The organism is Phycicoccus sp. M110.8, assembly GCF_032464895.1.
GTDB lineage: Bacteria > Actinomycetota > Actinomycetes > Actinomycetales > Dermatophilaceae > Pedococcus.
On the sequence record NZ_JAWDIC010000001.1, the window covers coordinates 1906871 to 1926407 of the forward strand.

19 protein-coding genes are annotated in these 19537 nt (G+C 73.0%); 13 read left to right on the top strand and 6 right to left on the bottom strand.

Annotated elements, in window-relative coordinates; all coding sequences use genetic code 11:
• Positions 1-80 precede the first annotated feature (80 nt).
• Positions 81-1958, bottom strand: coding sequence for an acyl-CoA dehydrogenase (locus RKE38_RS09105; protein WP_316007115.1), 1878 nt, complete (start codon positions 1956-1958; stop codon positions 81-83).
• 224 nt (positions 1959-2182) lie between these two features.
• Here RKE38_RS09105 and RKE38_RS09110 point away from each other — a divergent pair, with 224 nt between their 5' ends.
• The 3 genes from RKE38_RS09110 to RKE38_RS09120 all read left to right on the top strand — a co-directional run bounded on the left by RKE38_RS09110 (position 2183) and on the right by RKE38_RS09120 (position 4147).
• Positions 2183-2815: a heme-binding protein gene (locus RKE38_RS09110; RefSeq protein ID WP_316007116.1), complete on the top strand. Its 633-nt coding sequence runs from the start codon at positions 2183-2185 to the stop codon at positions 2813-2815.
• A gap of 91 nt (positions 2816-2906) precedes the next feature.
• On the top strand, positions 2907-3488 hold the full coding sequence (locus tag RKE38_RS09115; RefSeq protein ID WP_316007117.1) for a DUF6584 family protein: 582 nt from the start codon (positions 2907-2909) through the stop codon (positions 3486-3488).
• Complete coding sequence (locus tag RKE38_RS09120) at positions 3473-4147, top strand: uridine kinase (RefSeq protein WP_316007118.1); 675 nt, start codon at positions 3473-3475, stop codon at positions 4145-4147. The genes RKE38_RS09115 and RKE38_RS09120 overlap by 16 nt, the downstream gene beginning before the upstream one ends.
• Before the next feature lie 46 nt (positions 4148-4193).
• Here the strand turns inward: RKE38_RS09120 and RKE38_RS09125 are convergent, their stop codons facing one another.
• Both RKE38_RS09125 and RKE38_RS09130 read right to left on the bottom strand, forming a co-directional pair.
• Complete coding sequence (locus RKE38_RS09125; RefSeq protein WP_316007119.1) at positions 4194-4679, bottom strand: hypothetical protein; 486 nt, start codon at positions 4677-4679, stop codon at positions 4194-4196.
• Between the two features lie 221 nt (positions 4680-4900).
• On the bottom strand, positions 4901-6148 hold the full coding sequence (locus RKE38_RS09130) for a GH12 family glycosyl hydrolase domain-containing protein (RefSeq protein WP_316007120.1): 1248 nt from the start codon (positions 6146-6148) through the stop codon (positions 4901-4903).
• Between the two features lie 321 nt (positions 6149-6469).
• Between RKE38_RS09130 and RKE38_RS09135 the strand changes: the two genes are divergently transcribed.
• The 4 genes from RKE38_RS09135 to RKE38_RS09150 all read left to right on the top strand — a co-directional run bounded on the left by RKE38_RS09135 (position 6470) and on the right by RKE38_RS09150 (position 8710).
• Complete coding sequence (locus RKE38_RS09135) at positions 6470-6631, top strand: hypothetical protein (RefSeq protein ID WP_316007121.1); 162 nt, start codon at positions 6470-6472, stop codon at positions 6629-6631.
• A gap of 63 nt (positions 6632-6694) precedes the next feature.
• Positions 6695-6886 (top strand): hypothetical protein, encoded by a 192-nt coding sequence (locus RKE38_RS09140; protein ID WP_316007122.1) that lies wholly within the window; start codon positions 6695-6697, stop codon positions 6884-6886.
• 81 nt (positions 6887-6967) lie between these two features.
• Positions 6968-8284: a glycoside hydrolase family 15 gene (locus RKE38_RS09145; protein ID WP_316007123.1), complete on the top strand. Its 1317-nt coding sequence runs from the start codon at positions 6968-6970 to the stop codon at positions 8282-8284.
• 120 nt (positions 8285-8404) lie between these two features.
• Complete coding sequence (locus tag RKE38_RS09150) at positions 8405-8710, top strand: hypothetical protein (protein WP_316007124.1); 306 nt, start codon at positions 8405-8407, stop codon at positions 8708-8710.
• An 89-nt stretch (positions 8711-8799) separates the two neighbouring features.
• Here RKE38_RS09150 and RKE38_RS09155 read toward each other — a convergent pair whose 3' ends face one another.
• A complete protein-coding gene (locus RKE38_RS09155) occupies positions 8800-11373 on the bottom strand; it encodes an MMPL family transporter (protein ID WP_316007125.1) in 2574 nt (857 codons plus the stop codon).
• Positions 11374-11397: 24 nt separating this feature from the next.
• The gene (locus RKE38_RS09160; protein WP_316007126.1) at positions 11398-12048 is read right to left on the bottom strand and encodes a TetR/AcrR family transcriptional regulator; all 651 of its coding nucleotides are present in this window, start codon (positions 12046-12048) and stop codon (positions 11398-11400) included.
• A 288-nt stretch (positions 12049-12336) separates the two neighbouring features.
• Between RKE38_RS09160 and RKE38_RS09165 the strand changes: the two genes are divergently transcribed.
• The 6 genes from RKE38_RS09165 to RKE38_RS09190 all read left to right on the top strand — a co-directional run bounded on the left by RKE38_RS09165 (position 12337) and on the right by RKE38_RS09190 (position 18462).
• Positions 12337-13557, top strand: a complete 1221-nt coding sequence (locus RKE38_RS09165) for a sugar ABC transporter substrate-binding protein (RefSeq protein ID WP_316007127.1) — start codon at positions 12337-12339, stop codon at positions 13555-13557.
• 3 nt (positions 13558-13560) lie between these two features.
• Entirely contained in the window at positions 13561-14397 is an 837-nt protein-coding gene (locus tag RKE38_RS09170; RefSeq protein WP_316007128.1) for an ATP-binding cassette domain-containing protein, read from the top strand.
• A 2-nt stretch (positions 14398-14399) separates the two neighbouring features.
• Positions 14400-15656: an ABC transporter permease subunit gene (locus tag RKE38_RS09175; RefSeq protein WP_316007129.1), complete on the top strand. Its 1257-nt coding sequence runs from the start codon at positions 14400-14402 to the stop codon at positions 15654-15656.
• Between the two features lie 244 nt (positions 15657-15900).
• Entirely contained in the window at positions 15901-16410 is a 510-nt protein-coding gene (locus tag RKE38_RS09180) for a hypothetical protein (RefSeq protein WP_316007130.1), read from the top strand.
• A gap of 34 nt (positions 16411-16444) precedes the next feature.
• On the top strand, positions 16445-17908 hold the full coding sequence (locus RKE38_RS09185; RefSeq protein ID WP_316007131.1) for a flotillin family protein: 1464 nt from the start codon (positions 16445-16447) through the stop codon (positions 17906-17908).
• Positions 17908-18462 (top strand): hypothetical protein, encoded by a 555-nt coding sequence (locus RKE38_RS09190; RefSeq protein ID WP_316007132.1) that lies wholly within the window; start codon positions 17908-17910, stop codon positions 18460-18462. The genes RKE38_RS09185 and RKE38_RS09190 overlap by 1 nt, the downstream gene beginning before the upstream one ends.
• Before the next feature lie 110 nt (positions 18463-18572).
• On the opposite strand, the gene RKE38_RS09195 is transcribed toward RKE38_RS09190, so the two are convergent.
• Positions 18573-19412 (bottom strand): hypothetical protein, encoded by an 840-nt coding sequence (locus RKE38_RS09195; RefSeq protein WP_316007133.1) that lies wholly within the window; start codon positions 19410-19412, stop codon positions 18573-18575.
• Positions 19413-19537: the final 125 nt, after the last annotated feature.

Here is a 19537-nt window from a genome sequence, read left to right on the forward strand (position 1 = left end):
CGGCGTGACCGCGTCCACGACACGGCGAAGGGCCGGCTCCCACCAGGGGGCCGGCCCTTCTCCGTGGTGCGGGACCTGCGTCAGAAGGCGCTCTCGGGCACGTCCATCAGCGCGTTGTCGGTGGCCTCGGCGATCGCGCGCTCGGCGGCGAGCTTCGGCAGGACGGTGCGCGCGAAGAACGACGCCGCGGCGACCTTGCCCTCGTAGAAGTCGCGGTCCCTGGCCGAGACCTCTCCCGACTGCAATGCGCGGTTCGCGACCTCGGCCTGGCGCAGCAGCAGCCAGCCGATGACGAGGTCACCGGCGCCGAGGAGCAGTCGCGTGGTGTTCTGGCCGACCTTGTAGAGGTTGGTGAGGTCGCCACCCTCCTGGCGCGGGTCGGACTTCATCAGCTCGCCGACCATGAACCCGAGGATGCCCTGGACGTTCTCGAGCGCCTGGCCGAGCAGCTCGCGCTCGCGGTCGAGCGCACCGCCGTCGGTGCCGAGGTCCTTGGCGAACTCCTGCACCTGCATCGCGATGTGGGTGAGCGCCTGGGCCTTGTCCTTGATGATCTTGCGGAAGAAGAAGTCCAGGCCCTGGATCGCCGTCGTGCCCTCGTAGAGGGTGTCGATCTTGGCGTCGCGGATGTACTGCTCGATCGGGTAGTCCTGCAGGAAGCCCGACCCGCCGAGCGTCTGCAGGGACTCGGTGCCGAGGAGCACCCAGGCGCGCTCGGACCCGACGCCCTTGACGATCGGGAGCAGCAGGTCGTTGACCCGGTTGGCCATCTCGGCCGGGCTGTCCTTCTCGAGCGACTCGGCCCCGGTCTCGAGCTGGGCCTGGTCGACGAGGTCCTGCTGCGTCGCGGTGTAGAGCACCAGTGCGCGCAGCCCCTCGGCATACGCCTTCTGGGTCATCAGCGAGCGGCGCACGTCCGGGTGGTGGGTGATGGTGACGCGGGGGGCGGACTTGTCGCCCTGCTGGGTCAGGTCGGCGCCCTGCACGCGCTGCTTGGCGTAGTCGAGCGCGTTGAGGTATGCCGTGGAGAGCGTCGAGATCGCCTTGGTGCCCACGAGCATGCGGGCGTGCTCGATCACCCGGAACATCTGGGCGATGCCGTCGTGGGTGTCGCCGAGCAGGGTGCCGACGGCCGGCTCCCTGTCGCCGAAGGTCACCTCGCACGTGGTGGAGACCTTCAGGCCCATCTTGTGCTCGACGTTGGTGACGTAGGCGCCGTTGCGCTCGCCCAGCTCGCCGGTCTCGAGGTCGACGTGGAACTTCGGCACGATGAACAGCGACAGGCCCTTGGTGCCCGGGCCGGCGCCCTCGGGGCGGGCCAGCACGAAGTGCACGACGTTGTCGGTCATGTCGGACTCCGCCGAGGTGATGAACCGCTTGACGCCGGTGACGTTCCAGGTGCCGTCGTCGTTCTGCACGGCCTTGGTGCGGCCGGCGCCCACGTCGGAGCCCGCGTCGGGCTCGGTGAGCACCATCGTGCAGTGCCAGCCCTTCTCGATGATCCAGCGGGCCAGCTTCTTCTGCTCGTCGTTGCCGAGCAGGTAGAGAAGCTTGCCGAAGGAGTACGACGCGGCGAACATCGCGATCGCCGGGTTGGCGCCCAGCACCATCTCGTTCATGGCCCACTTGAGGCTGGGCGGCACGACGGTGCCGTCGAGCTCGCCGGGCACGTCGACGTTCCAGAAGCCGGAGTCGACGTAGGCCTGGTAGCTCTTGGTGAACGACTCGGGCATGGTCACCGAGTAGGTCGAGGGGTCGTAGACCGGCGGGTTCCGGTCGGCGTCGGCGAAGGACGCGGCGAGCTCGTTCTCGGAGAGCCGGGCGACCTCCTTGAGCATCTCGCGGGCGGTGTCTGCGTCGACCTCGGCGTACGGGCCGCTGCCCAGCACCTCGCCGCGGCCGAAGACCTCGAAGAGGTTGAACTCGAGGTCTCGCAGGTTGCTCTTGTAGTGGCCCATCCCGGGGCACCTCCACGCTCGGAACGTCGGTGGTCCGGCCATTACCAGCCGGTAACTTCCATGGTGCTACTCGCCAGTAGCGAATGCAACCCCGACGCGAGTGACCTCAGCCGCTCGGACGAGGCCGGGGACGACCGGGTGGCCGTCGCACGAGGTAGCCGGGCGACGGGCGGTCCCCCACGTGGGGGGAGGTCGACCGGTCGTCCCGGGCGTAGCGTCGACTCGTGACGGAAGAGCTGGCGTACGAGGTGGTGGGGCGGCTGCCGGACGGGGTGGAGCTGCGGCGCTACCCGGCCCATGCCGTCGCGGAGGTGACCGTGCGCGGGTCGCTCGGCGGCGCCGTCAACCGCGCCTTCGCGCCGCTGTTCGCCTACATCAGCGGCAGCAACCAGCCCAGGGCGAAGGTCGCCATGACGGCCCCCGTCGTGCAGCAGCCGGCCGGCCGGCGCGGCCACCGCGTGGCGATGACGGCCCCCGTGGTCCAGGAGCAGGCCGGGGCGCCGGGCGCCGGGCCCTCCGCGGGTGGCGGGCCCGGGGAGGGGGCGTTCACCGTGGCCTTCGTGCTGGCCGCCGACGTGACCGAGGAGACGGCGCCGGTGCCGACCGACGAGCGGGTCCACCTGCGCACCGTGCCGCCGTCGCTGGCCGCTGCCATCCGGTACTCCGGCCGATGGACCGAGTCGGGCTTCGAGACGCACCGCGACCGGCTGCTCGCCGCCGTGGCCGAGGCCGGCCTGACACCGGTCGGCGCGCCGCGCTGGCTGCGCTTCGACCCGCCGGTCAAGCCCTGGTTCCTGCGCCGCAACGAGGTCGTCGTGGACGTCGTCGAGCCCGACGGGACCGGCACGAACGGCTGAGGCGCGTCCGCCCCGGGCGGCCGGCGGCGGGCTGCCTCGCGCGCGTGGCGCCGTCGTCGCGGTTGCCGACGCAGACGGCATACTTCCGGGGGTGAGTGACGACACCCGCAGCCAGCCCGGCCCTCCCGACCGGGACACCGCCTCAGGCCCTGCCGCGGCCGGCGGCGGCGCGGGCACGCAGCGCACGCGGGGCGCGCTGGCGCAGGCGCGCGCCGACCTCGCCGCCGGCCGCGAGTGGCGGGCGCGCGAGCGGCTCGTCGCCCACCTCGCCGAGACGTACGACCCGCAGGGCCTGGAGCTGCTCGGGGAGGTGCAGTTCGCGATGCGTGACCTGCCCGCTGCCGGCGCCGCCTGGTTCGGCACCAGCCGTCGTGGCGAGGACGTCGACGCCGCGGTCGACGCGTGGCGCGAGCAGTACTCCGACCACTTCCCGGCCATGTGGCTGAGCCTGCCGGCGCCGGTCCGCGAGCACGAGGGGAACAAGCGCGTGGACGCCCTGCGGCGACGCGCCACCGCCGTCCCGGCGCCGGTCAGTGAGGCCACGGCCCCCGTGGAACCGGAGGGCTCGGGAGGGTTCGACGCGGCCGTCGTCGTGGCCCTGGTGCTCGCCGGGCTCTTCGTCGTGTGCGCCGTCATCGGCTTCGTCACGGTGCTCATGTGGCTCGTCCCCTGAGCCGGGCCGAGCTGGTCGCCGAGCTGGCGGCAGGCGTTCCCGGCAGCGCCGGGCCGGACTGCGTCCGGGTCGGCGTGGACGGTGTCGACGGTGCCGGCAAGACGGTGCTCGCCGCCGAGCTGGCCGCCGCCCTGGCGTCGCTGGGACGCAGCGTGGTCCAGGTGTCCGCGGACGACTGGCACGCGGTGCGCGAGCTCCGCTACGCGCGCGGGCGGCACTCCCCCGAGGGGTTCTGGCTGGACTCCTACGACTACGCGCGGCTGCGGGCCGAGGTGCTGGAGCCGCTCGGCCCGGGTGGCTCCCGCCGGTACCGGGCACGAGGGCACGACCTCGCCAGCGACGCCGTCCTCGTGGGGGACTGGCTCGTGGCGCCGCCGGGTGCGGTGCTGGTCCTCGACGGCCTCTTCCTCCAGCGCGAGGAGCTGGAGGGCTGCCTGGACCACGTGGTGTGGCTGCAGGTGCCCTTCGAGGAGACGGCGAGGCGGATGGCGGTCCGGGACGGCAGCCCCGCCGACCCCACCCACCCGGCGCTGCGCCGGTACGTCGAGGCCCAGCGCACGTACTTCGCAGCACGGACCCCGTGGGCCAGGGCCGATGTCGTCGTGGACAACTCCGACTGGTCCCGTCCGTTCGTGGTCGACCCCGTCCCGCCCCGCTGAGCCCCCTTCCGGCGGCGTCGCCGTCGGAACCGCGTTAGCGGACCCGTCAGAAGCCGACCGGCTCGCTGTCGAGGAAGTTGGTGAAGTCGTCGGTCGCGTTGAGGTCGACCCAGGCCTGCGACGCCCCCGGTAGCACGGTCTCCTGCACGCTGGCCCGACCTCCGCCGAGCGAGTCGGTGGTGAGGTACCCGGAGATGCCGTGGCAGTCCGTGTCGCCCGGCAGCAGCTGGATGACCCGGATCGCGTACGTCGTGTCCGGACTCGCCCCTGTGACCGACACCGACACCACGAGCTTCCCGGACGCCGGCCGCGTCACCACGGCCTGGCCGAGGGGTGTCGGGAGGTCCCCGTCGATCATGACCCCGTCGCAGGTGCGGTTCGTCCTCGTCAGGGCGACCTTCTGGGCAGGCGTGGCGGGCCCACCCGCCGGCGCGGCCCCGGCGGGCGCCGTCCCCGCAGCCACCAGACCGGCCACGGCCAGCGCCACCGTGAGGCCGACCCGGCGGCCTCTTCCCCTGTTCCTGCGCGCCATCTCGACGTCCTCTCGTGCGTGTCCCCGAAACCATGGTCCGACCGGCACGACGGCGTGGCCCATCACCAGAACGGCTCGAAGACGCTCCACCAGCGGGCGGAGCCGTCATCGCCGCACCTGGGGTATGTAGGAGCGCCCCCGCCCCGAGGAGGACGTCCTCGGGGCGGGGGCGCGGAATCCTTGCGGGCCGGGGGAGTCCCCGAGCCGGTGAGGGCAGGCCCTCAGGAGTCCGTGAGGGAGAAGTTGGTGAACTGCCAGGTCGCGGGGGACCCGCCGGTGTCGACCACCTCGACGCCGTAGCAGACCTGGTCCACCGTGGCGGCCGACCCATTGGTGACACGCCCCTGCGACACGAGGTAGTCGAGCATGGCCTTGATGTCGATGGTGCCGGAGGTCAGGCGGGCGCCGCCGGAGGGCACGAAGGCGATGTACCCGTTGCCGCTGGTGGCGTAGACGTCCCACGTGTGCCCGCCTACGGAGATGCCGGTGGCGAACCGGTTCCCGGCGGGGTACTGGCCGTGGTTGTCGGTCCAGATCATGACCTCGTCGTTGGGGACGCCGTTGAGCCACAGGTCGTAGGCGACGTCGTAGATCCCGACGTTCGGTGAGGTCGCGGCGAAGGAGGAGACCAGCTTGGGGAAGCTGGCGATGGTGCGACCGGAGTAGTCCTTGTGCACGTTGGGGTAGGTCTTGACCTCACCGGTGCCCGAGCTGTTGCTGGCGGTCGCGACGTGGTTCCAGGAGTGGTACGAGCAGACCGAGGTGGTGCCCTTGGTGCCGGGGTACTTCGAGGCGTTCCACAGGTTGTTGTGGACGTAGAACCCGCCGTCGGTCACGCCCCCGTTGGGATCACTCGTCGTGAAGTACGGGTTCGTGCACACCGACCCCACGGGGGCCTGCGCGCTCGTGGTGCTGCTCGAGGTCGTCGAGGAGGTGGGCGTCGTCGTCGAGCTGGTCGTGGTCGAGCTGGACGACGTGCTGCTCGTCGTCGTCTGCGTCGACGGGGGGGACGTGGTCGGCGACGTCGTGGTGGACGTCGTGGTCGTGGTGGTCGACGGCTGCGGGGTCGTCGTGAACGTCCGGTCGGCGCCGAAGGCCGTGCCCGCCGAGCTCCTGGCGACGAGCCGGTAGTGGTACGTGGTGCCGCCCGTCAGGCCCTGCAGGGTCGCCGAGGCGGTCGTGGTGCGGCCCTTGCCCGAGATGCTCGCGGCCGCGGACGACCCGTATGCCGTGGACGTGCCGAACTGGAACGTCGCCGTCGCCGCGGAACCGCGAGGGGCGGAGACCGTTCCCGCCAGGACGGCGCCGCTGGACGTCACCGACGTGGCGGCCCCGGTGGTCGCCACGAGCTTGACGGCGCCGGTGAGCTGTTGGTCGGACGTCCGGACGGTGTCGTGCACCGCGAGGGTGGCGACGAGCGCCACGGCGGTGACCGCGACGGCAGGCAGGAGCGGGGGTCGGAACTTCACAGGTCCTCCAGGAGGGGTCGACGGACTGTCTGGCCCCAACGGCCGGCCACGGGCCCTGCTCCACGAGGCGCCCGATGGCGCGACACCCGAGGGCACCACATCCGGCGTCGATCGGGCAAATCCGGCCCGCTCCCCGGGCAGGCCAGGGCCGGGGCCTGCAGGTGGTCCCGGCGACCGGGCGCAGCCGCGCGGAAATGCCCGCACCCGGGCGCACTCCGCCGTGCGCTTGAGTGGATCCACAGCATCGCCGCAGGTCACAGGGTGGCGCCACCGGAACGGTCGGGGCAGGGTGGATGGTGAGCCGAGGAAACGGAGAGACTCATGGAGACCTACGAGTCGCACCTGCAGCCCGATGGGACCACCTTCCCGCCCGTGACGCCGGACGTCCCGGCGCCGCCCGGGGTGGACGAGCCGGTCGTCCCCGACCTGGTCTTCACCCCACGCACGACGGAGTCGCCGGGCCCGGCACCGCGGGAGGGCTGACCGGGTCCGCACCGCCCGGCGTGGGTCCGCAGGGACCCCCGCGGGACGTGCCACCCTCGTGGCATGGAACCGCTCGCCGACGTGCTCCTGCTGCACGCGGTCCAGGCCTGGTGCGAGGACTGCGGCGCCGAGCAGCTGCTCCTGCCCGTGGACGACGAGGGCCACCCCGGCCTGTGCTGCTCGGTCTGCGACGCAGCGGTCTTCCTCCTGCCCGCCGAGGAGGTCCCGCTGCCGGTGCTGCGCCACACGGCCTGAGCCGGGGCCGGCGGACCGGCATACGGGATGCGCGCGGGGAAGGCCCTCGGAAACGGCGCCGACCCGGCATAGCCTGCCCTGGTGGGCCCTGCAGGGATCGTGCCGCGGCGCGCGGTGCTGGCGGGCGGCGTCGGTGCGGCGGCCGCCGCGTCCTTCGGCGTGCTCGAGGCGCGCGGGCGCACCGGCCGGCGCGACCTTCCGCTCTACTCCGAGACCGTCGCCCTGGGCGAGGCCGGCGCCCGCACCCCGGTCCCGGTCGGCCGGGTCGACCTCCTCGTGGAGGGCACACGGGTGCTGCGCACCGACCGCTACCCGGCCCGGCTCGTCCACGCCGAGGCCGAGTTCCTCGGGTCGGCCGCCGCGTGGACGCGGGCCGGCGGGCGGTGGTCCGGGATCACCCGCACGGCACTGCTCGACCTCCGCGTGCTCACCCACGGGCTCCCGGCGGCCGTGGCCGGCTGGACCTCGCCGTGGCGGTACGTCTGGCCGCGCGACTGCGCGCACGTCGCCGTGGCGCTGGCCCGCTGTGGCTTCCTCGACGCCGGGCTGGCCCAGCTGCGGTTCCTCCAGGAGGTGCAGGGAACGGACGGCTGGTTCGAGGCGCGGTACGACGCGACCACCCGGCGCTCGCCGGACCGTCGCCCGCGCCAGTTCGACGGCGCCGCCTGGGCGCTGTGGGCGGTGTCCTCGCTGCTCGACGAGCCCGGCGCCGACGCCGAGCGCGTGCTGCGCGGGCTCGAGCCCCTGGTGCGGCGCAGTGCGGCCGTGCTCGTGGACAACCTCGGGCCGGACGGGTTGCCGCCGGCGACGCCGGACTACTGGGAGCTGCCGACCGACGTGCTGACCCTGGGGATCGCGGCACCGGTGTGGGCCGGGCTCTCGCACGCGTTCCGGCTGCTCGACGTCCTGGGCGACCACGCCGGCGCGGACCGGGTGGGCATGGCGGCCGACGCCGTCTCGCGCGTGGTGTCCGAGCGCTTCGGGGTGACCGGCTACGGCCGCGAGCTGGGTGGCCGTGCCCTCGACGCCTCGGTGGCCTTCCTCTTCCCGCCGTATGCCGTGTACCCGCCGTCCGCGCCGGTGCGGGCTGCGCTCGACCGCGCCGAGGCCGCGCTCCAGCGGCCGGCCGGCGGCCTCGCCCCTGGGGAGGACTGGCGCTCCGACGGCGTGAGCTGGACGCCGCAGACGGCTCTCTTCGCGCTCGTCCACGCGCAGGACGGGCAGGTCGCGCGGGCCACGCGCCTCCTGGAGTGGCTGGACCGCCACCGCACGGCGGCCGGCTCCCTGCCCGAGAAGGTGCTCCACGACGGCCGCCCCGCGTCCGTCGCACCCCTGGCGTGGACGGCCGCGCTCACCCTGCTGACCGTGTCCGCGGTCCAGGGAGCCGACGAGGCCTGACCCGTTGCCTTCGGGCCGTCGCCCTCCGGGCGACGAGGACCTCCGGCCCTGCTGTCACGAGGGATGCCGGCGCACGCTGGGCGCTGGCGACCGACCACCGGACGGGACGAGGGGGACGTGATGAGGCAGCACACGCTGGCGCCGACGACACACACGACCGAGCTGCACCAGGTGCGGGAGATCAACGCGACCCTCGCCACCGGCCGCCGGCGCCTGACCGCCGGGTCGGTCGTGGCTCCGAGCCGGGTCCCGCGGGACTCCGTGCTGCGGCGGCTGCAGGCCGAGGGTCCCCCGTCGTACCCCTACGTCTTCGGGCTGTTCGAGGTGCCGGGCGGCGCGCAGCCGGCACGCGTCGAGCTCCACACGGACCAGCTGCGGGCCACGAGCGACCAGCTGTCGCTGCGCTCGCACGCCTGGGGGTTCTGAGCCCCGGCCACCACGGGCGGACGGGTGACCCGTGGGCCCGGGTCGCCCTCCGTCCCGGGGTCAGCCGCGAGCCGGTCAGCCGCGCCCGGTCAGCCGCGACCCGGGGCGGCCGCGGCCACGGCATCCGGGTCGTCGTCGGGTGACGGCTCGGCGTCGGGCAGGGGGTGCTCGCGCTCGAGCCGGGCGCCCTCGACGTCGACGTCGGGCAGGACGCGGTCGAGCCACCGCGGCAGCCACCAGGCCGCCCCTCCGAGCAGGTGCATGAGCGCCGGGACGAGCATCAGCCGGACGACGAAGGCGTCGAGCAGGACCCCGAAGGCGAGGCCGAAGCCGATCGGCTTGATCGTCGCGTCGTGGGAGAAGATGAAGCCCGCGAAGACCGAGGTCATGATGATCGCCGCCGCCGTGACGACGGCGCGGCCCGCGAGCACGCCCCGCTGCACCGCGACCCTCGCCGGGGCGCCGTGCGTCCACGCCTCGCGCATGCCGGACACGAGGAAGAGCTGGTAGTCCATGGCCAGGCCGAACAGGATGCCCGTCTCGATGATGGGCAGGAAGCTCAGGATCGGACCGGGGTCGTGCACGCCGAAGACGCTCGAGAGCCACCCGAGCTGGAAGATCGCGGTGAGGCCGCCGAACGACGCCAGCAGCGAGAGCACGAACCCGAGGGTCGCCGTCAGCGGGACGAGCAGGGAGCGGAACACCAGCAAGAGGATCAGCAGCGACAGCCCCACCACGAGCACCAGGTAGAGCGGGAGGGCGTCGGACAGCTTCTGCGAGACGTCGATGTTGGCGCTGGCGTTGCCGGCCACCCCGAGCGTGACCCGGCCGCCGTCGGTGGCCTGCGGGTGGAGGTCGCGCAGGGACTGGACGAGCGTCGCGGTCGACTCGCTGTTGGGGCCGCCCTTCGGGATGACCTGGAAGGCGAGCGCGTCACGAGCCCGGGAGGCCCCGATGGGCACGACCGCGACCACGTCACCCGTGTCGCGGATGGCTCGCCCGACGGCGGCCTGCTCGGCGGTGAGGGCGTCCTGGGCGACCGGGCGGGGCAGGTCGGCCACGACGAGCAGCGGGCCGTTGTACCCGTCGCCGAACCGGTCCGCCTGCAGCGTGTAGGCCTTGTACGCCGCGGTCTCGCGGGGCTGGCTCGACCCGTCGGGCAGGCCGAGGCGCATCTGGAGCGCGGGGAGGGCGACGACGGCCAGGACGGCCACGCCGGCGAGGAGCGTGACGACCGCCCGGCCCGTTCGCATCGGGCGGACCGGCGCGGGTGCCGCGTGGTGACCGGCCGTGGACGACTCGCCCTCGCCGACCCGGGCCTTCGCGCCCCCGGCCGCCGCGAGGAGCCGGGCCCGCTCGCGGCGGCGCAGGATCCGCATACCCACCAGCGAGAGCACCGCGGGCGTGAAGGTGGTGGCGACGACGATGGCCACGAGCACCGCGGCCGCGCCCACCGTGCCCATGAGGCCGAGGAACGGTATGCCGGTGATGTTGAGGGCGAGCAGCGCGACCATGACCGTGGCACCGGCGAAGACCACGGCGTTGCCGGAGGTCCCGTTGGCCAGGCCGATCGACTCGTGCAGCCCCATCCCGTGGCGCAGCTGGGTCCGGTGCCGGTTGAGGATGAAGAGCGAGTAGTCGATGCCGACCGCGAGGCCGAGCATGACGCCGAGCACCGGTGTCACCGACTGGAAGTCCACCAGCCCCGAGAACGACATCGCGGCCAGGGTGGCCACCCCGACGCCGAGCAGGGCGCTCGCCAGGGGGAGGGCCGCCCCGACGAGCGTCCCGAGCATGAGGACCAGGACGAGGGCGGCCACGAGGACGCCGGCGACCTCACCCGGGCCGAGGACCGACGGCACCGTCTGGGAGATGTCCTGCGACGGGTAGACGGCGACCCCGTCGATCCCCGCTCGCGCCACGAGCGTCTCGATGGCCGTCTTGGTCCCGGTCGGCACCTCGTTGGTGGGCAGGTCGAAGGACACCGGCGCGATGGCCGCGCTGCCGTCCTCGGAGACGAAGCGGAACCCGGAGGCGAGCTCGGCGACCTGGGCGCCGTCGGCGAGTGCGGCGCCCTTGGCCTGGAGGGTGGCTCGCTGCGCCTCCAGCTCCTTGCGAGCGGTGTCGAGCTGGGTCTGGGCGGCGTCGAGCCGGGCGGTGGCGCTCGCCGGGGCACCCGCCGCGGTGGCCGCGGCACGCTGCTGGTCGAGCTGCCGCTGCTGCTCGGCCAGCTTCTGCTCACCCTGGGCGAGGGCCGCCCGCCCCTGGTCCAGCTGGGTGCGGCCCTCGGCGAGCTGCGCGGCGCCGCGGTCGAGCTGGGCCTGCGTGGCGAAGGGGTCGGTCGTGCCGCGCACGCCGGAGACCGTGTCGACCTGCTGGAGCAGCCGGGTGACGCCGGCCTTCTGCGCCGCCGTGAACGGGGTGCCGTCCGTCGTGGTGAGGGCCAGGCTCCCCGCGCCGCCGCTGGCGTCCGGGAAGTCCTTGGCCAGCTGGGCGGCGACGGCGCTGGTCGGCGTGCCCGGGATGGTGATCGCCGAGCTGACCGGTCCCGAGAAGCCGAGGAACGTCCCGAGCCCGACGAGCAGGGCCAGCAGCCACAGGCCCAGGACGGTCCAGTGGCGGCGCGCGGCGAACCGGCCGACGCGGTAGAGGAGCTCAGCCATGGGGGTTCGGTCTTCCTTCTCGGGTCAGGCGGTGGTGTAGCCGGAGCGGATCTGCCGCAGCAGGCGCGTCATGGAGCGGGTCCAGGCACCGCGCGTGGCGGGAGTCAGCCGGGCCCCCGACTGCTCCAGCCAGCGGTGCGCGAGGACCCCGACGCCGTTCATGAGGAACGCGACGGTGAGGTCGAGGGTGAGCGGGTCGAGGCCGGGGTCGGCGCGCAGGACCTCGGCGGCGATGCGCCGGCCGACCTGGTCCAGCGCGGACTGCGAGATCGCCTCGACCCGCGACTCGTCACCGCCGAGGCCGCCGATGAGGCGGTCGATCGACACCATGGCCGTGGGCAGGTCGGCGGCACGCACGGCCGCGCACAGGGCGTCGAGCGAGGCGTGCGGGTCCCGCCCCGCGGCAGCGGTCCTGCGGGTGCGACGCGCGACGTCCTCGAGGACCTGCGCGGTGACCTCGGCCAGGACGTCCTCGCAGACGGCGACGAGCAGGGCATCGAAGGAGCCGAAGTGGTTGAACACGGTGCGCCGCGACACGCCCGCCCGGTCGGCGACCTGCTCCACGGTGATGTGCGTCGTCGAGGCGGACGCCACCAGCTCGCGCGTCGCGGTGAGGATCGCCTGCCGCCGCTCGGCGCGCAGGGCGCTGCGCCCGTCGACGGAGGTGGTGGTCACCGGGAGAGCGTAGGAACCTAGTTGCACTCAATGCAAATTGTTGGCGACGGCCTCGCTGGCACCGCCTCCGTTTCCCGCAGCCCGGGAGGCGCCAGGTATGCCGTGCGCGGCCCGTGCACCCGAGGACGAAGGTCCCTAGGCCGGTCCCGGCGCCGGTGGTCCAGTGGACGTGGATGTCACGAAGGAACACGCCTTCGCCGTAGGGGGGCGGGACGCGTCAGGAGTGGCGGAATCCCAAGCCACGGGTGGGGATCCGGGGCGGGTACCGATGCGAAAGAAGGTTGTGCCATGGTTCTGGCCCGAAGGTCGCTCGCCCCCGCGAGCGTTGCGCTCGTCGCAGGTCTCGCACTCGCGGCGTGCGGCAACTCCCCGACGACGACGAGCACCTCGTCGTCGTCGTCCGGCTCGTCCTCGGCCACCGTGCCGCAGGTCGACGCAGCGGCGTTCACCTCCGACTTCTCGGTGATGAAGCAGCTCACCCAGATCGCGTCACAGGGCAAGGGCAAGATCGGCGTCCTGCTCCCCGACACGACGACCTCCACGAGGTACGTGCAGTACGACGCGCCCTACCTGACCAAGGCGTTCGAGGCCGCGGGCCTCACCGCCAGCCAGTTCAGCATCCAGAACGCCCAGGGCAGCGCGGCGACCATGCAGACGCAGGCCGACGCCATGATCACCGGCGGGGCGACGGTCCTGCTGGTCGACCCGCTCGACCCCGGCTCGGGTGCCGCCATCGAGGCCAAGGCCGAGGCAGCCGGTGCCAAGGTCATCGACTACGACCGCCTCGTCACCGGTGGCCCGGCGGACCGGCACTACGTGTCGTTCGACAACGTCAAGGTGGGCGAGCTGATCGGCAAGGGCGAGGTCGACTGCATCACGTCCTGGAAGCTGGCCAAGCCCAACATCCTCATCATGAACGGCGACCCGACCGACAACAACGCCAAGCTCTTCGCACAGGGCTACCACTCGGTGCTCGACCCGAAGTTCAGCGACGGCAGCTACGTCAAGGTCGGCGAGCCGGCCGGCACGTGGACCCCGTCGGTGGCGGCCACCACGTTCCAGCAGCAGTGGACGGCGCACAAGAACATCAACGCCGTCGTGACCCCCAACGACGACAACGCCAACGCCGTCATCGCGGTCCTGAAGTCGAACAAGATCCCGCCGAAGAAGTTCCCGACCACCGGCCAGGACGCCTCCCTGCCCGGCCTGCAGAACATCCTGACGGGCTACCAGTGCGGCACCGTCTACAAGCCGATCTACCTCGAGGCGCAGGCTGCGGCCGCGCTGGCGCTCTTCCTGCGGGCAGGCGTCACGCCGCCGGCGACGCTGGTCAACGCCAAGACGTCCGACTCCAAGATCGGCAAGGACGTCGCCTCGGTGTACACGACGCCCATCTGGGTCACGAGCGAGAACATGAACGCCACGGTCGTCAAGGACGGCGCGGTGACCAAGGACAAGCTCTGCTCCGGCAGCGTCGCCAGCGCCTGCACCGCTGCGGGCATCGGCTGACCCGTGACCGCGGACCCGCGCACCGCTGACACCCCCGCCCCGGGGGAGGCAGGACCTCCTGCCGCCCCGGGGGCGGGGGAGCCCCTGCTCCGGCTGCGGGGCATCAGCAAGAGCTTCGGGCCGGTGCGCGCCCTGACCGACGTCGACCTCGACCTGCACGCCGGCGAGGTCACGGCGCTCGCCGGCGACAACGGTGCCGGCAAGTCGGTCCTCATCAAGTGCATCGCGGGGATCCACGCGCCGACGTCGGGCGAGATCTGGTGGGAGGGGCAGCAGGTCTCCATCGACACGCCCCGCGACGCAGCCCACCTGGGGATCGAGACGGTCTACCAGGACCTCGCGCTGTGCGACAACCTCGACATCGTCGAGAACATGTTCCTCGGGAGGGAGCGCACCCGGCGGGCGGCGCTCGACGAGGAGTCGATGGAGCACTCGGCCCTCGACACCCTCAAGAGCCTGGCGGTCACCAGCGTGCGCTCGATCCGCCAGCCGGTCGCCTCCCTCTCGGGCGGCCAGCGGCAGTCGGTCGCCATCGCCAAGGCGGTGCTGTGGAACTCCAAGCTCGTCATCATGGACGAGCCGACCGCGGCCCTCGGTGTGGCGCAGACCGCCATGGTGCTCGACCTCGTGCGCCGGCTCGCCGACCGCGGGGTGGCGGTCCTGATCGTGTCCCACAACATGAACGACGTCTTCCAGGTCGCCGACCGGATCGCGGTGCTCCACCTCGGCCGGATGGCGGCCGTGCGACCGGTCGCCGAGCTCGACCGGCAGATCGTGGTGGACCTGATGACCACGGGCGAGTCCACCCGGGTGGCCGGCCCACGACCGGCAGGAGGCTGACCATGGCCCAGGTCGACGACGCACCCCGCGCCCCCGAGGAGGTCACGCAGGCCCCACCGCCGGTGACGACGGCGGCATACCTGCGCGCCTCGGTGGCGCGCATCAAGGACGGCGACACCGGCGTCCTGCCCGTCATCGCGGGCCTGCTGCTCGTGTCGGTCCTGTTCGAGTCGCTCAACGGCAACTTCCTCACGGCCGGCAGCCTCGTGAACCTGCTCGTGCAGGCAGCCGTCTTCAGCATCCTGGCCATGGGCCAGGTGTTCGCCCTGCTGCTGGGCGAGATCGACCTGTCCATCGGCTTCGTCGCCGGCCTGAGCGCCGTCATCATGGCGGAGCGGGTGCAGCCGACCGTCGGCTGGCCGTGGTGGGTGGCGATCCTCGCGGCCCTCGCCGTGTGCGCCGCGATCGGGGCCGTCCAGGGCACGCTGATCACCCGCCTCGGGCTGCCGTCGTTCGTCGTGACGCTGGGCGGCCTGCTGTTCTGGCAGGGCGTGATGCTGGTGATCCTCGGCAGCGGCGGGTCGATCCTCATCCAGGACCCGACGATCAACGACATCTCCAGCGGCAACCTGTCCCGGCTCGCCGGGTGGGTCGTGATGCTCGTCATCGTCGCCGTCTTCGCGTTCACCACGTGGCGCGGTGACGCCCACCGGCGCGACGCCGGGCTCACCGCGCCGCCGGCCACCCTGACCCTCGTCAAGATCCTCCTGGCGCTCGCCGGCGGTGTCGCCCTGGTCCTGCTGTGCAACGCCGACCGCGGCATCCTGCTCCCCGTCTACGGCGTCCCCTGGGTGGTGCTGCTCGTCTTCGCCGTCCTCGCCTCGTGGACCTTCCTGCTGGGCCGCACCCGGTTCGGGCGCTACGTCTACGCGATCGGCGGGAACGCCGAGGCCGCCCGCCGTGCGGGCATCGGGCTGGCCCGCATCCGGACCGTGGCCTTCGTCCTCGCGTCCCTGACCGCCGGCATCGCCGGCGTCGTGTACGCCTCGCGCCTGCGGTCCATCTCCACCGCCATCGACGGCGGCACCCTCGTCCTGTATGCCGTGGCGGCGGCCGTCATCGGCGGCACGAGCCTGTTCGGCGGCCGGGGCAAGGCGATGCACGGCGTCCTCGGCGGGATCGTCATCGCCGCCATCGACAACGGCATGGGGCTGCTCGGGTTCAGCGCGGCCAGCAAGTACATGGTGACGGCGGCCGTCCTCATCATCGCCGTCACCATCGACGCCGTCGCCCGGCGCAACCGGCCGTCGGTGCGCTGACAGGTCCACGGGTCCGGCAGTCCCTCGGCGGCCGGGTGCCCGAAGTGTGCGCATATGCCTGCGCGCAGGGCCGTCGACCGCGTACGGTCTGCACCGACGCCGCCTGAGGTGAAGGGCAGGCAGGGCGTCGGGCGTGGGGGAGACGCGCGGTGCGCGGGCTGGGTTCGTGCTGTGGAACGCGGGCGGGATCCCTGACGTCACAACGACTCCACGGCCGCCAGCCCGACGCTGGGGCCCCTACCCGGTGAGGACCACGGTGCTCGCGTTCTGGATCGTCGGCGGCGTGGGCGTCGCCCTGTTCATGCTCACCTTCGTCTTCGGCGAGCTGCTCGACGGCATCCTCGACGGGGTCGACTTCACCGGCGGGTTCCTCTCGACCGCAGCGGTCGCCGGCTTCGCGGCCGCGTTCGGCATCGTCGGCGGCATCGCCATGAGCATGGGTGCGCCGCTGCCGCTCGCGGTCGTCGTCGGCGTCGTCGCCGGCGCGGCGATCGGCGCCGTCGGCGGCCTGACGACCAAGGTCGTGAAGAACACTCCGACCGACCGTGCGCCCGGGGCCGACGACCTCGTCGGCGCCCGCGGCGTCGTCGTCAGCGCCATCGGCGACGGTGCCTACGGCGAGGTGCTGGTCCGCGTCGGCGGCCACCGGCAGAAGTACAACGCCCGGTCCGAGTCCGGCGCGATCGCCGTCGGGTCCGACGTCCTCGTCACCGACTCCCTGTCCAGCTCGTCCGTGCGCGTCCGCGCCCTCTGACCCAGCCGGTCACCACCCCAGAACGGAGCTCCACGTGTTCGGTCTCAACCCCGTCGTCCTCGGCGTCGTCGCCCTGGTCGCGCTCGTCATCATCTCGGTCCTCGCGGTCGTCTCGCGGTACAAGGTCGCCAAGCCCAACGAGGCCCTGCTCATCACCGGCCGCAAGAGCAGCGGCGAGGACCTCGCCGGGCAGAAGGTCGTCATCGGTGCCGGCGTCTTCGTCCTGCCCGTCGTGCAGAAGATGTCGGTGATGGACCTGTCCAGCCGCGAGATCGAGCTGCGCGTCCCGAACGCGGTGTCCAAGAACAACATCAAGCTCACCGTCGACGGCATCGCGATCGTCAAGGTCGGGGGCACCGACGAGGCCGTCCGCGCGGCCGCGCAGCGGTTCGGCAACCAGCAGGCGGCCATCACGGCATTCACCGAGCGCACCCTGTCCGGCGCCCTGCGCAGCATCGTCGGCACCCTCACCGTCGAGGAGATCATCCGCGACCGTGCCGCCCTCGGCGCGCAGGTGGCCGAGGTGACCGAGCACGCCCTCACCGGGCAGGGCCTGACCCTCGACAACTTCCAGGTGCTCGACATCAACGACGACACCGACTACCTGCGCAACCTCGGCCGCCCGGAGGCGGCCCGGGTCGAGCAGGACGCCAAGATCGCCGAGGCCGACGCGATGCGCAACGCCGAGCAGCGGCAGCTCGCCGCCCAGCAGGAGGTGCTGGCCTCCCGCCGTGACTTCGCGCTGCGCGAGGCGCAGATCAAGGCCGAGACCGAGGCGGCGCAGGCGAATGCTGCGGCCGCCGGGCCGCTCGCCGCCGCCGCCAAGCAGCAGGAGGTGCTCACCGCGCAGAGCCTCGTCGCCGAGCGCCAGGCCGAGCTCACCGAGCGCCAGCTCGACACCGAGGTGCGCAAGCCCGCCGACGCCAAGCGGTATGCCGCGCAGCAGGACGCCGAGGCCGCCCGCTTCACCACGGAGCAGAACGCCGCCGCCGACAAGTACTCCAAGGTCGCCCAGGCGCAGGCCCAGGCCGAGACCGCGAAGCTCACCGGTGAGGCGGAGCGCGACCGCCGCGCGGCGATCGCCGCCGCGACCAAGCTCGAGGGCGAGGCCGAGGCGGCTGCCACGCTCGCCCGCGGCCAGGCCGAGGCGCAGACCATGGAGGCCAAGGCCGACGCGCTCGGCAAGTACGGCGAGGCGGCCAAGATGCAGATGCTCGTCGAGGTGCTGCCGCAGGTGGCGCGCGAGCTAGCCTCGCCCATGGCGGCCATCGACAAGCTGACGGTGGTCTCGACCGACGGCGCCGGGGCCCTGCCCAAGACGGTGACGAACAACTTCGCCCAGCTCCAGACGATGCTGCGCGACGCCACCGGGGTCGACCTCAACGGCCTCATGGACGGCATCGCCGGGCGCAACGGCTCGAGCGCCGCCGCGGCTGCCGGCGCGGCCACCGGGGCGGTCGTTGCCGGGGCGCTCGCGGACGGCGGCACGGAGGCCTGATGCGCGACCGCTCGGCGAGGGCTGCCTCCCGCGTGCGCTCCGGGGGCGCAGGCCCGGTGACCGCGGGCACGGTGGCCGTGCTCGCGGTCGCCGTCCTCGCGCTCTCGGGGTGCGAGGTGCGACTGCTCGCCGAGCCGAAGGGCACGGCCCCGACGGTGGTCCAGGCCGACCGCGGTCACGGGCTGACCATCGACGCCGACGTCTTCGCCTACCGCGACGACGTCGGCACGTCGAACGAGGTGCTGCGCGTCGTCAGCGACTCCGGGCGCGAGAAGGTCGTCGGCGCCCTCACAGCAGCCGGCGCCCGGTTCATGCTGGTGGACGAGCGGGGCACGGAGTACCACGACGAGGCGGGCATCGAGTCGGCCGCGGCGAACGACCTCTACACGCCCAACTACGTCTCGGACCCGGAGGTGACCGCCGACGGGGTCGAGCTGTACGTCGACTGCAAGGGCTCGATCGAGGAGCCCATGGCGACGACCTTCCGCAGGATCCTGCGCGAGGAGCTGGAGGCAGCCGGCATACGCGGCGCCGTCCACGCCGTCACGTCCTGACAGCGGGGTGCCCGGGGGCGGCACCGCCCCACACCGGACACGGCAAGGCCGAGGGGGCCGGTGGGGAAGCCGGCCCCCTCGGGTGGGGGTGCGTGTCGTGCGGGGAGCGGTCAGTCGGCCGCGATGGAGACCGACGCGGTCGACGGGCTGCCGCCGAGGATGCCGGTGTACGCCGAGGAGCAGGACGGCCGGTTGGCGGTGACGTTCGGGATGGCGGCCGGGGAGTTGCACTGGGGCAGGTTGACGGTCAGCGTCGCGTTCGCGAAGCCCGTCTTCCCGGTGATGCGCCAGGCGTCGCCGAGGAGCCCGACCAGCACGATGCTGCCCGAGGGCCGCGCCAGGGTGACGTTGCAGGACGCCGTGCCCAGGGTGACGACCCCACCCGGCCAGTGCGAGTCGAAGTCGTTGTCCTTGATGCTCGTGATGGTGTTGGTCAGCGTCGTCGCCGAGCACATGGGCGGCGGGGGCGTGGTCCCGCTGCAGACGAGCGCACCCGCGGCCGAGAAGCCGGTCACGTACTGCCCGGCCGGGCACGACTTTCCGGCCAGTCCGCTGATCCCGGAGGGACCTTGCGGGCCCTGCGGTCCGGTCGCGCCGGTGTCGCCCTTGGGTCCGGCAGGTCCGACGGGTCCGACTGGTCCGGCCGGCCCGGTGGCGCCCGTGGCACCGGTCGCACCGGTGTCACCCTTGGGTCCGGCCGGTCCCTGGGGACCGGCGGGGCCCTGGATGCCCTGCTGGTTCCAGCTGATCGCGACCTCGGACGGACGGCACCGCTCGCTGCCGACCAGCAGCCGCAGCATCCCCTGGTTCTTCTGGTAACAGGCGTTGATGACGGTCGGGGCGGTGGCCGAGACCGCCGACGGCTGCGCCGCGACGACCTGGGCGCCGGTGACCAGCAGGACGGTCGAGCCGAGTACCACCAGGGGTGCTCGCCAGTTGGGTCGTGACATCGTGCTCCCTTTCTGTCCCGGGCCCGTGTGGCGGCGCCGGCGACGTTGCCGGATGCGTTCCGATGCCCGCGTTGGACGGTAGGCAGAAGTCATGAGCACGTCTTCGAGCATCTGGGGCGTGACGG